Origin of the sequence: Mycobacterium sp. (genome assembly GCF_044223235.1) — a bacterium.
Lineage (GTDB): Bacteria > Actinomycetota > Actinomycetes > Mycobacteriales > Mycobacteriaceae > Mycobacterium.
This window is the reverse complement of the sequence record NZ_JBGAME010000001.1, coordinates 315,605-331,446: the sequence shown is the minus strand read 5'-3', so window position 1 is coordinate 331,446 and position 15,842 is coordinate 315,605. Positions and strand designations below refer to the sequence as shown.

The following is a 15,842-nucleotide window of genomic DNA, read 5'->3' as shown; positions in this document are numbered from 1 at the left end:
GCGGCGTCCGTCAGTTTCCCAGTGGTCAACATCAGTTCCCAGCGGTCCTCATCAGATTCCGCTGTCCCAGCCACCGGAGGCCAACTCGACGCTGTCGAACAATTCGTCCAACACGCTGCCTTCGCCGTCGGCCAGGGGATCGGTCCCGTTCACCACATCCTCGGGCTCCTCGGGCGACAGCTTGGTGGCGAGATAACCCGCCAGCGACTCGACCGTCGGATGATTCCACAGCATGGTCGCCGACAGCTCGACACCCACCAGCTGTTCGGCTGCGCGTCGCACCGACATCGCCATCACCGAGTTGAGACCCAGCTCCGCGAACGGACGGTCCGATTCGAGTTCGCCCTCCGCCATCCGAAGCTCGCGGGCGAGGATGGCCTTCAGCCCGGTCTGCAGCTCGCGGCGCAGCTCCGACGGGGACATCTGCGCCCATGCCGCGGCCGAGCGGAGTTCGGCTGCGGCAGGTGCGGGCTCGCCGGCCGACGGCTTCGGGACCATCACCGCCTGCGGGACGTCGTGACGGGCCAGGTACTCCCAGGCGGCGAAGGCTTCACCGGGCGTGACCGGCCGCGAACCCACCCGTTCGAGTTCCTGCACGACGACGTCGGCTCCCGCGGCGAATCCGAGGCCATGCCAGGCCACCCAGTCCAGGCTGGCGGTGTAGCCCCCGGCCCGGTGCCGGGCTCTGGCCAGGCCGTCGAGGTAGGCGTTGCCCGCCGCGTACGCGCCCTGCCCCGGCACCCCGAACACCGCACCCGCCGAAGCGGTCAGGAACAGGAAGTCGAGGCTGTCCGGCGGGAACGCGTCGTGCAGCGCGCGGCCGCCCGCGATCTTCGGCCCCATGGTGGCGCGCAGACGGCTTTCGTCGATCTCGGTGAGCAGCTGGCTGTCGGTGACGCCCGCGGCGTGGATGACACCGCGGATCGGCGCCGCACCGTCCGCGTCGCGGCGGGCGAGCAGGGCGTTCACCGCCTCGGAGGACCCGATGTCGAGGACGGCGATCTCGACGGTTACCCCACGCGTCTCCAGCTCCCGGATGGCGGCGATCCTGCGCCGCAGCTCCGGCGCGAGCGCGTCGTCGTCCCAGTCGCGCCGGGGCGGCAGCGCGCTGCGGCCGGCCAGCACCAGGCGCCGGGCGCCCTTGTCGGCCAGCCAGTCCGCCATCAGCAGACCGAGCGCGCCCATGCCGCCGGTGACGAGGTAGGCCGCGTCGGGGCGGCAGCGCAGGGGCTCCCGCACCGGAGTGCCCGAGACCGGCGCCAGCGCGGGTGCGAAGAATTCGCCGTCGCGCAGCGAGAGGATGGATTTCGCCGGTGTGCGCAGTACCGACGCCAGCGCGGGCGCGTGACCCGCGATGTCCGTACCGGCGGGGAGGTCGACCAGACCACCCCACAGCTGGGGCTGTTCGGCGCCGACGACGCCGGCCAGACCCCACAGGCTGCTGTGCTGCAGCGCGGTGTCGGTAGCGGCGTCCCGAACGCCGCTGGTGACGATCCACAGCGTGGCAGGGTTGGCGTCGTCGCGGGCGGCGAGCCTGGCGACGAGGTCGGCCACCTCCGCCGCGAGCCGTGCCGCACCGTCGATGTCGGTGTCGCCCACGGCGGCAGGCGCGGCCACGTAGAGCACGTACCTGGCCTGATCGACGCCGACAGCGGGATAGCCGGCCGCGGCGAGCCGATCGCGCAGGCCCGCGTCGACGTCGCCGACGACGGCGCAGGGGTGTCCGGTGCCTGCGGGCGCGGCGGCATCGGCGCCCAGATCCCAGGGCTGCCATTCGATGGCGTGCACCATGGCGCCGGGATCATCGCGGCCGGTCCCCTGTTCTGGAGCCGCTTCGGCGTCCGCGTAGCGCAGCGCACGGATGTCGAAGCAGGTCCGGCCGTCGGGCGCGGTGATCGTGATGTCGACGACGAGTTCGCCCTCGGCTCCGTCGCGCCGGCGCACGTCGACCGAACCGAGTCCGGTGCCCGGTTCGGCCCCGACGGTCACGCTGTCGACGCCCGCCGGGAACATCAGCCGGTCGTTGGAGATGTCCACCAGCCGGGCGACGTGCACGGCGGCGTCGAGCAGCGCAGGCGCCAAGGTCGATGCCGAGGCCTGCGGCAGTTCGACCTCGGCGTGCAAGGCGTTCGGCGTGGACCGGCACGAGGTGATCGACCACTCGAACGGCTGGCCCTCCAACCCCCACGCCTGTTGCAGTTCGGCGATCGACGCCGCGTCGAGGTCCGAGGGTGCGGCGCCGGCGTCGCCGGACCCGCCCCCGGACCCGCCTTGGGACGCGACATCGGGCGTACCGCGGGCGATGCGCGCCCTGACGTGCCTCACCCACTGGTTCGCCGAGGCGGAACTCGACGAGACGGTGACGGATTCGTCGTCGGCGATCACCTGGATCAGCCGCGGCTGATCGACGACGATCGGATACTCGAAGCGCACCTCGGACACCGTCGACGCGCCGCTCTCCTCGGCAGCGGCCGAAAGCGTCTGCAGCAGAACCGATGCCGGAACCACGTCGACTCCGCGGATCCGATGGGAGCCGGGATAGGGCTTGACGTCGGGGGTCAGCCGCGCCTGCCACAGGTAGGCGGGCGGTGTGGTGGCCAGCTCGACGCGGTCGCCGAGCAACGTGCCGCGCCTGGGCGTGGACCCGGCGACACCGAGCCGGTCGTCGACGTCGATCCAGTGCCTCGTGTGATGCCAGGGCGTCGCGGGCAGAACCGGGTAGGACCCCTTCGGGTGCTCGGTGGCCGGTGGCCGGACGGTGTGGGTGGCGTTGAGGTTGGTGTGGAAGGTCAGCGTGTCGTGTTCGTCTCGCTGCAGGGTGCCGAGGCTGTGGTGATGCGCGTCGCCCAGCGTGTCCGCGATCGCGTACGTAAGCAGCGGGTGGGGGCTGACCTCGATGAACGTCGCATGCTCGGTGCCCGCGGCGGCCACGGCCTGGCTGAACCGCACGGGATTGCGCAGATTGGCCACCCAGTAGTCGGCGTCGACCACCGGCGCATCCCCGTCGGCTTCCCCGCTGCCGTGTCCGGTCGTGCTGATGAGTGGGATCTTCGGGGTGATGGGCGCCAGGTTCGCGAGGGCGATGCGCAGCTCGGGCAATATCGGGTCGATCGTCGGATGGTGGGATGCGACGTCCACCTCGATGCGGCGGGCCAGCCTGTCGTCGGCTTCCACCCGCGCGATCACCGCGTCCACCTGCTGAGGCGGTCCGGCGATCACGGTCTGGCGCGGCGACGCGTACACCGCCACGGTGACGTCGGGGTAGTCGGCAATCAGCGCCTCAGCCGACGGCGCATCCAGCTCCAGCAGTGCCATCGCACCCTGGCCCGCCAGTCGCGACATCAGCCGCGAGCGCGTCGAGATCACCTGCAGGCCCTCGGCGACGGTGAGCGCCCCCGCCACCACCGCGGCGGCCACCTCCCCCATCGAGTGGCCGATCACCGCATCGGGCTCCACGCCGTACGAGCGCCACAGTGCCGTCAGCGCCAGCTGAATGCCCACCAGCACCGGCTGGATGCGCTCGATGCCGACCACCGGCTCGCCGGACTCCAGCACCTGCCGGAGAGAGAACCCGGCGTGCTCGACGAAAGCCGGCTCCATCTCGTCGATCGCGGCGGCGAACACGGGCTCGTCGGTGAGCAGCTGCGCGCCCATGCCGGGCCACTGAGAACCCTGGCCGGAGTAGACGAACACCGTGCCCGGGCGGCACGGTCCGTCGTGCGGTCCGACCGCGCCGGGGGCCGATCCCCCGTCGGCCAGGGCGCGCAGTCCCGCCACCGCCCGGCCACGATCGCGCGCGGTCACACTGGCGAACTTGCCGTGTCGGGTGCGATGGTGGTTGACCGCGTGGGCCACATCGGCCAGCCGCACCCCGGCGCCTGCGCCGTCCATCCAGTCGGCCAGCATTGCGGCCATCGACGCGACCCGCGCCTGCGTCTTCCCGGAGATGACCAGCGTGGTCACCGCCGGCTCGGCTCCATCGACGACGGGACCGGTAACGGGATCGACGACGGGATCGACGAGGGGGGCCTGCTCCAGCAGCACGTGAGCGTTGGTTCCGCTGACCCCGAACGAGGACACCCCGGCCCGCCGGACGCGCCCGGACGCGGGCCACTCCATCCCCTGCGCCGGTATGGCGAACCGGGTCGCACCCTCGCTGGCGCGCGGGGTGAGCTCCTCGAAGTGCAGATGCCGCGGTATGTAGCCGTGTTGGACGCTCAGGACGGTCTTGATGAAACCCGCGATACCCGCCGCCGACTCCAGATGTCCCAGGTTGGTTTTCACCGAACCCAGCACCAGCGGTGCGGAGTCGCCACGCTCCGAGTAGACCTGGCTCAGGGCCTCCAGCTCGATCGGATCACCGAGTGCGGTGCCCGTGCCGTGCGCTTCGATGTAGTCGATGTCGGAGGCCTTCAGCCGCGCCGCGGCCAGCGTCTGGCGCATCAGGGCCTGCTGTGCCGGACCGCTCGGGACCGTCTGCCCGCTGCTGGGACCGTCCTGGTTGACCGCGGACCCCCGCACCACCGCCAGCACCGAGTCACCGTCGCGCAGGGCGTCGCTCAACCGCTTGAGCACCACCGCTCCGCACCCCTCGCTGCGGACGTAGCCGTTCGCACTGGCGTCGAAGGTCTTGCAGCGGCCGTCGGGTGCCAGCATCCCCCAGCGCGAGCAGGCGATGCTGTTCTCCGGGCTCAGGATCAGGTTCACCCCGGCCGCGATCGCGTGATCGCTCTCCCGCCTGCGCAGGCTCTGGCACGCCAGGTGCACCGCCACCAGCGACGACGAACACGCCGTGTCGATGACCACCGCCGGGCCGTGCACCCCCAGGAAATAGGACAGCCGGCCGGCGGCGAAGTTCGAGGCGTTGCCGAACGGGATGTGCGGGTCGAGTTCGTCGGGACGCAGTCGGCCGGCCAGGCTCAGCGAGTAGTCGTAGGTGGTCATGCCGACGAACACCGAGGTCTGGGTGCCGCGGATGCCCTGGCTGGTGATCCCCGCGTTTTCCAGTGCCTCCCAGGCAACTTCGAGCAACAGGCGCTGCTGCGGATCCATCGCTGCCGCCTCGCGCGGCGAGAGGCCGAAGAACTCCGCGTCGAACTCGTCGGGCTGCCACGAGGTGAGGAATCCGCCGTCGCGGGTGCAGATCGTGCCGGGCACGGTGTAATCCGGGGAGTAGAAGGCGTCGGCGTCCCAACGCTGCGCCGGCACCCGCACGACGCCGTTGCCCCCGTCGCGCAGGAACTCCCAGAAGCCCTCCGCGTCGTGCACCCCGCCGGGCAGCCGACAACCCAACCCGACCACGGCAATCGGCTCGGTGTCACCTTTCTCGGCGATCTCCAGGCGTGCGCTGAGGTCATCGATCTTGCGCAGTGCCTCGGTGATGATGCCGCGACGGTCCGCTGATGCAGTAGTCATCGTGCTCGGTTCGACCTTTCGAAAAGCTGTTGAGCGGATGGTTCTCCGCGCAACGCGGGCTGCGTGCCGCCACGGCCATCACTGGCGGTGGACGGCACGCGGGTCAGGGAGAACCCTGCCGTACCCGAGGTGCCGGACCCGTTTCCCGGCCGCCGTTGGCCAGGCGCGGGTCGGCAGACAACGTCATGCGGTGGCGACCAGCCGCGCGAAGCCCTCCTGCCGATAGATCTCGCCGCACGCCGCGCGACGGATCTTTCCGCTCGTGGTGATCGGGATGGATCCGGGGGGCACCAGCACGATATCGGCCACTCGCAGACCGTGTGTCTTCGCGACCGCCGACGTCACCTCCCGCTTCACATCCTGGAACCGGCTCATGACCTCGGCTTCGGACTTGCCGCGGTTCTTGAGTTCGACGATGGTGACCAGCCGTTCGCTCTGACCGTCCGCGATGGAGATCGCCGCGACCCGCCCGCCGCTGATCTCCTGGATGGTCGCCTCGATGTCGTCGGGGTAGTGATTGCGGCCGTCGACGATGAGCAGGTCCTTGATGCGGCCGATGATGAACAGCTCGCCGTCGGAGATGACGCCGAGATCCCCGGTCCGAAGCCAGCTGTCCTTCGGCGTGCCGGGGGATGGATCGACCAGCTCGCCGCCGAAGGTGCGCGCCGATTGCTGCGGGTTTCGCCAGTAGCCGGACGCCACGTTCTCGCCGCGCACCCAGATCTCGCCGACCTTGCCCGCAGCGTTCTCCTGCCGGGTCTCCGGGTCGACGATCCGCACCGTGCAGGTGCGTGGCGGACCGTGGCTGACCAGCTCGACACCGCCTTCGTCCGAGCAGCGCTCCGCGTAGCCCGCCGACAGCTTGTCGTAGGAGAACCGGACGGTCGGCAACGGCCGGCCCGGCAGCGCGGAGCCGACGTAGACGGTCGCCTCCGCCAGGCCGTAGGCGGAGCGTAGCGCCGTGTCGGGAAGGTTGAACGGGGCGAACCGCTCGGTGAAGCGCCGCAGCGTGGAGGCGTGAATGCGCTCCGCGCCCGTCACGAGGCTGAGAACGTGGCTAAGGTCGAGCCCGGCCATGTCCGCGTCGGAGGTCCGGCGCACGGCCAGCTCATAGGCGAAGTTCGGGGCGGGCGACACCGGTCGCGAGTTGGAGGCCACCAGCTGCATCCACCGCGCGGGCTTCTGCAGGAAGGCCATCGGGCTGGTGAGGACGGCGTGGAAGCCGTAGGAGATCGGTCCGAAGATCCCCAGCATCAAGCCCATGTCGTGGTAGAAGGGCAACCACGAGACGACGGTGGTGTCGGGTGGCGGAACCCCGCCGGTGTCCTCGAAGTAGTCGGCCTTGATCTGCTTGAGGTTCGCGACGAGGTTCTCGTGCGACACCATCACGCCCGCGGGTGAACGCGTCGATCCCGATGTGTACTGCAGGAATGCGGTCTTCGACTGTGCCCGGTAGGTCTGGAACGGCGGCGCCGGGGTGTCGAGGTCCAGCGCGTCGACCTCGATGACGACCGGTGAGCCCAGCACCGCGGATACGGTCGGCATCAGGTCGTCGACCTTCGATGAGGCGGTGATCACGGCGACCGGCGCGGAATCCTTCAGTGCCCCCGAAACGCGCTCGTCGTGCACACCGAACATCGGCACCGACAGCGGTACGGCGATGAGGCCGGCCTCCAGCGCTCCGAGCAGTCCGACGATGTAGTCCAGGCCCTGGGGTGCCATGATCGCCACCCGGTCGCCCGCGGACCCGTGCCGCGTCAGCTCACGCGCGACGACGCGCACCCGCTGGTACAGCTCCCCCCAGGTCAACGTTTCAGCAAACCCATCGGGATCTACTTCGTAATCGAGGAAGGTGAATGCGACGTCATCGGGCTGCTGCTGCGCACGCGTTTCGAGCGCAGCGGGGATAGAAGTATCGACTAAATCCACGGGTTTCACAGCACCTTTCCCCGTCCGGCCGGCGTGTTCAGGCTGAACGCCGAGTGACAGAAATTTGCCCGGTCGCAACCGGCCGGACATGACCCCTCGCGCAGAAGGCTAACACCGAACGCTCACCGACGCCTTACTGGGGCGAGCACTCCGCGCGGCGCCCGAACGAGCGCAGACCAGGGCAAATACACCACGTCAACGACATCGTTCCGGGCTGGAGAAGCGTTACAGCCGTGGTGTTGACCACCCGGATCGGGCGGGCCGGATTGGTTGCCCGCGCTGGGACAACACCATGGGCAACCATCTTGACAGGCGTCTATCTTACTCTGGAGTAAGTTCGAAATCATGTTAGCTGAGTGACAAGAGTCGACAGATACGATTCGAACGGCCCAAGTCAGCCGCCAATTCGCGCCGCGATCCGCCCCTCGATGTCCCCCACGAGTTCAGGCAAGTGATCGGTCAGGTAAAAGTGGTGGCCAGCAAACTTCCGCATGGAGAATTCCGCTGTGGTGCGCTCCGCCCAGGGCGCCACTTTCTCGTCGGTGGCGACCTCGTCGTCGTCGGCGTAGTAGGCATGGATAGGACAGGACACCGTCGCCTCCGGCGGACAGGTGTATTTCGTGATGGCCTTGAACCCGCGCAGCGTCGGCAGGATCCTGGCCTTGAACTCCTCGTTCTCGAGGAACTCGGGGTTGACGCCCGTCATCTCGGCGACCACGTCCAGCAGACCCCGATCCGACTCGGGGATGTAGTCGTAGCCGCTGCGGCCGGGTGCCGCACACGCCGAGACGAACAGCGCCGCAATCGGGTGGCCCTCGCCCTCGAAGCGCCTGGCGACCTCGAACGCCACCAGGGAGCCCATGCTGTGCCCGAAGAACGCGATGCGGCTCTCCGCATCGACGGGGGGCAGCTTCTCGCATACCGCGTCGGCGAGGTCTGCGATGCTGGTGAACGCCCCCAGGTCGTGCGTGCCGCCCTTACCCGGGTACTGCACGGCGATGCGCTTGATGTCGGTGGTGAAGGTCTTGGCGAACGGCACGTAGAACGTCGGGGACCCGCCCGCGTGCGGAAAGATGTACAGCGTTGGCGCCTGGCCTGTCACGCGGTCACCCTACCGCGTGCGCTACCCCGCGACCGGCGTCTGTTCGTCGTAGGGCGAGCCGAAGTCGGGTACGACCTGGTAACCGCGCCTGCGGGCGCGGCTCGCGTCACACCGGATCAGCATGTTCAGGCCGACGAAGGCCCCCATGTCGAAGAGCATCGGGGTGACCAGGCGGTTGTGGACGAACCCGAACGCGAGGCCGGTGGACGGATCGGCCCAGCCCAGCGAACCACCGAGGCCGACGTGGCCGAATCCGGGCATCATCGCCAGCGGCAGACCGTGGTAGCCGTGATGGAAGGCCAGCGGCACGAAGAGGTTCCAGTCCGGCGACCAGTCGATGCGGCCGGTCAGTCCGTTGGCGGTTCGCGGCGACAGGAACTGGCCGCCGTCCATCCTGCCCTCGTTGGCGATCGCGCCGTACATCTTGGCCAGCCCACGCGCGGTCGCGACCGCGTTGGCCGACGGGATCTCCGAGTCCAGAAACGGGGTGTCGCCCTGGATGACGGCCTTCATGCCGGTGAAATACATCGCACCGAAGGCGCCCGACAACTGCCAGCCCGCCACCCGGGGCGCGAAGAAATCGAAGATCGGGTTGTGGAAGGTGCTCTGCGGGGCCAGTACCTGCGCCGCCTGCGTCGGCGCGTCGACGGGCGGGCGCCCCAGGTGCAGCCCGTCGGTGTTCAACGGGCCCGCCAGCTCCGTGCGGAACAGTTCACGCATGCCCCTACCGGTGACCGCGCGGGCCAGCCCGGACAGCAACCAGCCGTAGGTCAGGGCGTGGTAGGCCGACCGTCCGACCAGCAACCGGTTGACGGGGGCGGCCGCCAGCCGCTTCTCCATCAGCTCATGGTCGAGCAGGTCACCCTTGGTGAGGCCGTTGAGCTGGGACAGCCCGGAGCGGTGGCGCATCACGTCGCGCACGGTGATGTCCGTCTTGCCGTTCGCCCCGAAGTCGGGCCAGTAGTCGGCCACCGGGACGTCGTAGTCGATCAGGCCGCGGTCGACCAGCCGGTGGATGACCGTGGAAGCCATCCCCTTGGTCGCCGAGAACACCATGGCGCCGGTGTCGGCGCCCCAGCGCACGGTGCCACGCCGGTCGGCATAGCCGGTCCAGACATCCACCACCGGCTGTCCGTGCAGGTATACCGAGAGCGCTCCGCCGCCGAACCAGCGGCCGGGAAACATCTGCGCGAACGCCAGCAGGGTCGGGGCGAAATGTGAATCCGCCGCGCCCTGGACACCGTGCGGGAGCGCACCATTGCGCCCCCGCGTGGAGACCTCCGTCACAGGTATGAATTTACCTGCAACCCCGGCTAATAATGTGCGTGTTACTGATCTGTTAAATACCCACGGGAGCACCGGGCCGACGGGTAGCGCGGGCTAATGTTTGGCCGCTCCGAGTATCCGTTCGGCCGCCAGCGCCGGCGTCAGCTCGCCCTCGCGCACCTGACGCTCCACCTCACCGCGGATGGCGCGGACCTCAGGGTTGGACATCACCCGGTCCAGCACCGTGTCGCGCACCATCGACCAGGTCCAGTCGATTTGCTGGGCGCGGCGCTTGGCGTCGAACTCCCCGGCCTCGCTGAGCACCCGCCGATGCTTCAGCACGGTGTCCCACAGCTCGGCAAGGCCCGTACCCTCCATCGCGCTCATCGTGAGAACCGGTGGGCGCCAAAGACTTTCACGAGGATGGATCAGCCGCATCGCGCCGGAGAGCTCGCGCGCGGCGACCTTTGCCTCGGCGGCGTGGGCTCCGTCGGCCTTGTTGACGACGACGATGTCCGCGAGTTCGAGGACACCCTTCTTGATGCCCTGCAGCTGATCCCCGGTGCGCGCCAGGGTCAGGAACACGAACGTATCCACCATGTTGGCGACGGTGACCTCGGACTGACCGACCCCGACCGTCTCGACCAGGATCACATCGAAGCCGGCCGCCTCGAGCAGCACGATCGTCTCGCGGGTCGCCCTGGCCACCCCGCCGAGGGTGCCCGAGGTCGGCGACGGCCGGATGTAGGCATCCGGATGCACGGCCAGGCGGGCCATCCTGGTCTTGTCGCCCAGGATCGATCCGCCCGTGCGGGTCGAGGATGGGTCGACGGCCAGCACCGCCACCCGCTGCCCGCCGTCGATCAGGTACATGCCGAGCGCCTCGATGGTGGTGGACTTCCCCACCCCCGGCACGCCGGTGATGCCGACGTGCAGGGCCCGGCCGGCGTCGGGCATCAACGCGAGCAGCAGTTCCTGGGCCTTGGCCCGGTGGTCGGACCTCGTCGATTCGACCAGCGTGATGGCACGCGCCAACGCCGACCGGTCACCATTGCGGAGCGCCCCGGCGAGCTCGTGAACAGTCGGGGCGACAGTGGGTGCCATTTGCCTCAGGTCAGCCGAGTTCGTAGCCCAGCCGCTTGGCCAGCTTCTTCAGTAGGTCGATGGCGGCGTCGGCGATCACCGTCCCCGGCGGGAAGATCGCGGTAGCGCCGGCCTGATAAAGCTCGCCGAAGTCACCGGGCGGGATCACCCCGCCGACCACGATCATGATGTCGGACCTGCCGACCTCGGCCAGCGCGTCGCGCAGCGCCGGCACCAGCGTCAGGTGACCGGCGGCCAGCGACGACACCCCGACGACGTGCACGTCGTTGTCGGCGGCTTGGCGGGCCACCTCCTCCGGCGTGGAGAACAGCGAGCCGACGTCCACGTCGAAGCCGATGTCGGCGAAGGCGGTGGCGATCACCTTCTGACCGCGGTCGTGGCCGTCCTGCCCCATCTTGGCGACCAGGATGCGCGGCCTGCGGCCGTCCGCCTCGGCGAACGCCTCCACCAGTTCGGTTGCGGCACCCACGTTGCTCGTCCTCCCCACCTCGTCGCGGTACACGCCTGCGATCGTGCGGATCTCCGCCTGGTGGCGCCCGTACACCTTCTCCAGCGCATCGGAGATCTCGCCGACGGTGGCCTTGGCCCGCGCCGCGTCGATGGCCAGCGCCAGCAGGTTGTCGTCCAGCCCGCTACCGCCCAGACCACCGGCCGCGCGGGACAGTTCCGCCAGCGCGGCGTCGACGGCGGCCTGGTCGCGCTCAGCGCGCAGCCGTTCCAGTTTGGCGATCTGCTCGGCGCGCACCCGGCTGTTCTCGACCTTGAGGACCTCGATCTCCTGATCCTCGTCGACCTGGTACCGGTTCACCCCGATCACGGTCTGCTGACCCGAATCGATGCGGGCCTGCGTGCGCGCGGCCGCCTCCTCGATGCGCAGCTTGGGGATGCCGTCGCTGATCGCCTGGGCCATCCCGCCGTGTGCGGCCACCTCGTCGATGTGTGCGCGCGCCTTCTCGACGAGCTGGTGGGTAAGCCATTCGACGTAGTACGAACCGCCCCACGGATCGATCGGGCGGGTGGTGCCCGACTCCTGCTGCAGCAGCAGCTGGGTGTTGCGGGCGATGCGGGCCGAGAAGTCCGTCGGCAGCGCGAGCGCCTCGTCGAGCGCGTTGGTGTGCAGCGACTGGGTGTGCCCCTGGGTGGCGGCCATCGCTTCGATACAGGTGCGTGCGACGTTGTTGAACACGTCCTGGGCGGTCAGCGACCAGCCCGACGTCTGCGAATGTGTGCGCAGCGACTGCGATTTGGCGCTCTTGGGGTCGAACTGTCCGACCAGCTCGCTCCACAGCAGCCTGCCCGCGCGCAGCTTGGCCACCTCCATGAAGAAGTTCATCCCGATGCCCCAGAAGAACGACAGCCGGGGTGCGAACTTGTCGATGTCCAGCCCGGCATCCAGCCCGGCCCTGATGTACTCGGCGCCGTCGGCAAGCGTGTAGGCAAGCTCCAGGTCGGCGGTCGCCCCGGCCTCCTGGATGTGATAGCCCGAGATGGAGATCGAGTTGAACCGCGGCATCTTGGCGCTGGTGTAGCCGAAGATGTCGGAGATGATCCGCATCGACGCCTTCGGCGGATAGATATAGGTGTTGCGGACCATGAACTCCTTGAGGATGTCGTTCTGGATGGTCCCGGCAAGCTTCTCCGGCGGCACCCCCTGCTCCTCGGCGGCCACCACATACAGCGCCAGCACCGGCAGCACCGCCCCGTTCATCGTCATCGACACGCTGACCGAGCCGAGGTCGATCCCGTCGAACAGCTGGCGCATGTCGAGGATCGAGTCGATGGCCACACCCGCCATGCCCACGTCGCCCTGGACGCGGGGATGATCAGAGTCGTAGCCGCGGTGGGTGGCCAGGTCGAAGGCGACCGACAGGCCCTTCTGGCCCGCCGCCAGGTTGCGGCGGTAGAACGCGTTGGATTCCGCGGCGGTGGAGAACCCGGCGTACTGGCGGATGGTCCAGGGCTGGTTGACGTACATCGTCGGGTAGGGCCCGCGGATGTAGGGCACCGCACCGGGGAAGCTGTCCAGCGGATAGCCCGCCGCGACCGCGCCGTCCCGGTCGGCGCTGGTGTAGACGGGTTTGACGTCGATGCCCTCCGGCGTGGCCCAGCCCAGCTGGTCGGGGGTGTATCCGTGGGCGGCGGCAGCGGCGGCCACGTGCTCCGCGACGTCGGCATCGGTGGGCGGCTGGGTCGCCGTTCCGCCGTCCAGAGGGACGTCCTGGAAGCTGCCGATCTCGCCGACACCCTGTGTGCTACTCGCAGTCATGATCACGCTCCCAATGTGCTGAGCAGGTTGGACAATGCCGATACTGCGTCAATCTTGGCGGTGAGGTAGTCGTCCGGCTGGTTGGCCGCCTCGGCGACCGCCTTCTGTGGACCGGCGAGGTAGATCGTGCCCGCGCCCGCGGCGCGTGCCGCGGCGACGACGTCGGATGCCTCGGTGGCGTACCGCGCGTCGGTGCCGCAGATCACGGCAACCGGGGCACCCGCATCCGACACCGCCGCACCCACGCCGGCGGCGTCGAGGGTGCCGGGGTTCACCGCCTCGATGCCGCCCGAGGCCAGCAGGTTAGCGGCGAAGGTGGTGCGGATGTTGTGTTCAGCCAGCGGGCCGAGCGGCAGCAGCAGCACCTTCGGGCGCGATCCGGTCCGTTCCAGGTGGCGGTCGGAGCGGTCCCGCAGCGCTTCGAATGCGGCCCCGTACCGGTGCACCGACGACGGGGTGTCGGCTTCGGGCACCGGCGGTTCCGCGAGATTCGGGTACTCGTTGACACCGGTGAGCGAGGTGCGCCGGTGGGCGATGTCGTCGGCCCGGCGCGCCGCGACGTCACCGATCTGGGCCGCCACGTAGTCGCGCGCGTCGGCGAAACCGCCACGCGCCTCGATCTGCTGGAAGTGCTGCCACGCCTGTTCGGCCAGCTCACGGGTGAGGTCCTCGACGAACCAGGACCCGCCCGCCGGGTCCAGCACCCGCCCGATATGTGACTCCTCGAGCAGCAGCAGCTGGGAGTTCCGGGCGATGCGCCGCGCGAACGGGGTGTAGCTGCGCGGCGCGCCACCCGGGATGGCGACGTCGAACGGGTGGACCAGCACGGTGTCGGCTCCGCCGACCCCGGCACCGAATGCGGCCAGCGTCGTGCGCAGCATGTTCACCCACGGATCGCGCTGCGCCATCATCGGCAGCGAGCTGACGACGTGCACGGTCGCCCCGCCCGCCTCCCCCGCCCCGGCGACTTCGGCCACCCTGGCCCAGAGCTGGCGCGCGGCGCGCAACTTGGCGATCGTCATGAACTGATCGTCATCGGCCGCGTACCGGAAGCTGATCTGGCGCAGTGCATCGGGGACGGCGATCCCGCCCTCGCCGAGCAGCCGCAGGTAGGCCACTGCCGCCGCGATGCTGCCCGCGATCTCCCACGACGCGCTGGCACCCGCATTGTGGAACGCGGGGCCGTCGACGGTGATCGCGCGCACCGAACCGCCGAAGCCGATCGCCTTCGCCGCGGCGGCGACCACGTCGGCGATCTCGGGGCCGCCCCGGTTCTCCAGCGGCGCGGTCAGCGGATCGGCACCCAGATCCACCGACAGGCGCGAGCGCTGATCGTCGTCGAGCCCGGTCAGCAGGGCCAACAGCGCGTCGGTCGCGGCCAGGTAGTCGGCGCCATCCCCGCGGATGTCGCGGGTGTCGAGGATCACCGGCACCAGGTCGACGAAGACCCCCTCGAGCAGCCGGTCCAGCTCGGCGGGCGCGACGCCGTCGGGACCGCCGACCCGCAGCACCAGGGCGCTGACGCCCTCGGTGAGCGCCAGCAGCACCGCCCCGTTGCCGTCCTCCACACCCGATCCCGCGACGGGGAACTCCTCGGCCACCTTCCAGCCGGACTTGACGTCGCGCAACGCGTCGGCGCCGCGGACGAAGGGCCAGTCCCCCGGCAGCGGCGGCTCCGGCACCGTGTCGAGGCTGGTGTACAGCGGCCGCACCGCGAAGCCCTCATAGGTCGGGGAGTCCAGCAGCCGTTCCGGTTCGGCGGGCAGATCGGCCGGATCGCGCCGGGTGCTCTTCGCAAGCACGGCGGCCACCGCCGCGCGCCATCGGTCGCGTTCGGATTCCACAGCACCGCTGGCACTGGACCCCAAACCGGACACCGCATCTCCTGTCGTCGCAGCGTGCGAGCGAATCGCCCGCCCATGAGGCTAAATGATCGCCGTCACACCGGTGTGTCCCGGGCCGAGACAGCACGGCGATGCGGACAAGTGTTGTTAACGAATTGCCCGTAGTCTTGGAGATCGTGAAATCCGCTGTCATTGCGCTGCGCGCTGCGGTTATCGCCGCGGCCCAGCAGCTGCCGTGGCGGCGCTTCGTCCCCGCCGTGGTGGCGGTCGTGATCCTTGCCGCAATCGCGTTGCTGGTTCCGCTGCCCACGGCGGTGCAACTTCGAGACTGGGCCACCTCGGTCGGTCCGTGGTTCCCGCTCGCCTTCCTCGCCGCGCATTCCCTGGTGACCGTGCTCCCGTTCCCCCGCACCGCCTTCACCCTGGCCGCAGGTTTGCTGTTCGGACCGGCGCTCGGCGTGGCGATTGCGGTGGTGGCCAGCACGCTCAGTGCCGTGCTGGCGATGCTGCTGATCCGCGCGGTCGGCTGGCAACTCAATCGGCTGATCAAGCATCCGCGCATCGATTCGCTCGACGACCGCCTCCGTGAGCGAGGCTGGCCGGCCGTCCTGGCGATGCGGATGATCCCCGCCGTTCCCTTCTCGGTGCTGAACTACACGGCGGGCGCGTCCGCGGTGCGCATGACCCCCTACACGGTCGCCACCGTCGCCGGGCTGCTCCCGGGCACAGCCGCCGTGGTAATCCTCGGTGACGCGCTGACCGGCAACGTCAGCCCGCTGCTGTTCCTGGTGTCGGCGTGCACCGCCGCTGTCGGCGTGGCCGGTCTGATCTACGAGATCTTCGCGCACCGCAGGCAGCATCGCGCCAAACCCTGACTCACCCAGACCCTGACGCACCCAAACCCTGACGCACCGAC

General features: G+C 69.5%; 8 protein-coding genes. 1 reads left to right on the top strand and 7 read right to left on the bottom strand.

Features of this window, described 5'->3' with window-relative positions:
* Positions 1–51: 51 nt before the first annotated feature.
* The 7 genes from ADBZ6K_RS01485 to mutA form a co-directional block, all read right to left on the bottom strand.
* Positions 52–5,415 (bottom strand): type I polyketide synthase, encoded by a 5,364-nt coding sequence (locus ADBZ6K_RS01485; RefSeq protein WP_526344043.1) that lies wholly within the window; start codon positions 5,413–5,415, stop codon positions 52–54.
* Positions 5,416–5,598: 183 nt separating this feature from the next.
* Positions 5,599–7,344, bottom strand: a complete 1,746-nt coding sequence (locus tag ADBZ6K_RS01480; RefSeq protein WP_526344042.1) for a fatty-acid--AMP ligase — start codon at positions 7,342–7,344, stop codon at positions 5,599–5,601.
* A gap of 394 nt (positions 7,345–7,738) precedes the next feature.
* Positions 7,739–8,446: a thioesterase II family protein gene (locus ADBZ6K_RS01475; RefSeq protein ID WP_526344041.1), complete on the bottom strand. Its 708-nt coding sequence runs from the start codon at positions 8,444–8,446 to the stop codon at positions 7,739–7,741.
* Positions 8,447–8,467: 21 nt separating this feature from the next.
* Complete coding sequence (gene lipL / locus ADBZ6K_RS01470; RefSeq protein ID WP_526344040.1) at positions 8,468–9,733, bottom strand: esterase/beta-lactamase LipL; 1,266 nt, start codon at positions 9,731–9,733, stop codon at positions 8,468–8,470.
* Positions 9,734–9,826: 93 nt separating this feature from the next.
* On the bottom strand, positions 9,827–10,816 hold the full coding sequence (meaB, locus tag ADBZ6K_RS01465) for a methylmalonyl Co-A mutase-associated GTPase MeaB (RefSeq protein ID WP_526344039.1): 990 nt from the start codon (positions 10,814–10,816) through the stop codon (positions 9,827–9,829).
* 10 nt (positions 10,817–10,826) lie between these two features.
* On the bottom strand, positions 10,827–13,082 hold the full coding sequence (gene scpA, locus ADBZ6K_RS01460; protein ID WP_526344038.1) for a methylmalonyl-CoA mutase: 2,256 nt from the start codon (positions 13,080–13,082) through the stop codon (positions 10,827–10,829).
* 2 nt (positions 13,083–13,084) lie between these two features.
* Positions 13,085–14,950, bottom strand: a complete 1,866-nt coding sequence (mutA, locus tag ADBZ6K_RS01455; RefSeq protein ID WP_526344343.1) for a methylmalonyl-CoA mutase small subunit — start codon at positions 14,948–14,950, stop codon at positions 13,085–13,087.
* A 107-nt stretch (positions 14,951–15,057) separates the two neighbouring features.
* On the opposite strand from mutA, the gene ADBZ6K_RS01450 reads away from it, so the two are divergent.
* Positions 15,058–15,801, top strand: a complete 744-nt coding sequence (locus ADBZ6K_RS01450) for a TVP38/TMEM64 family protein (protein ID WP_526344037.1) — start codon at positions 15,058–15,060, stop codon at positions 15,799–15,801.
* Positions 15,802–15,842: the final 41 nt, after the last annotated feature.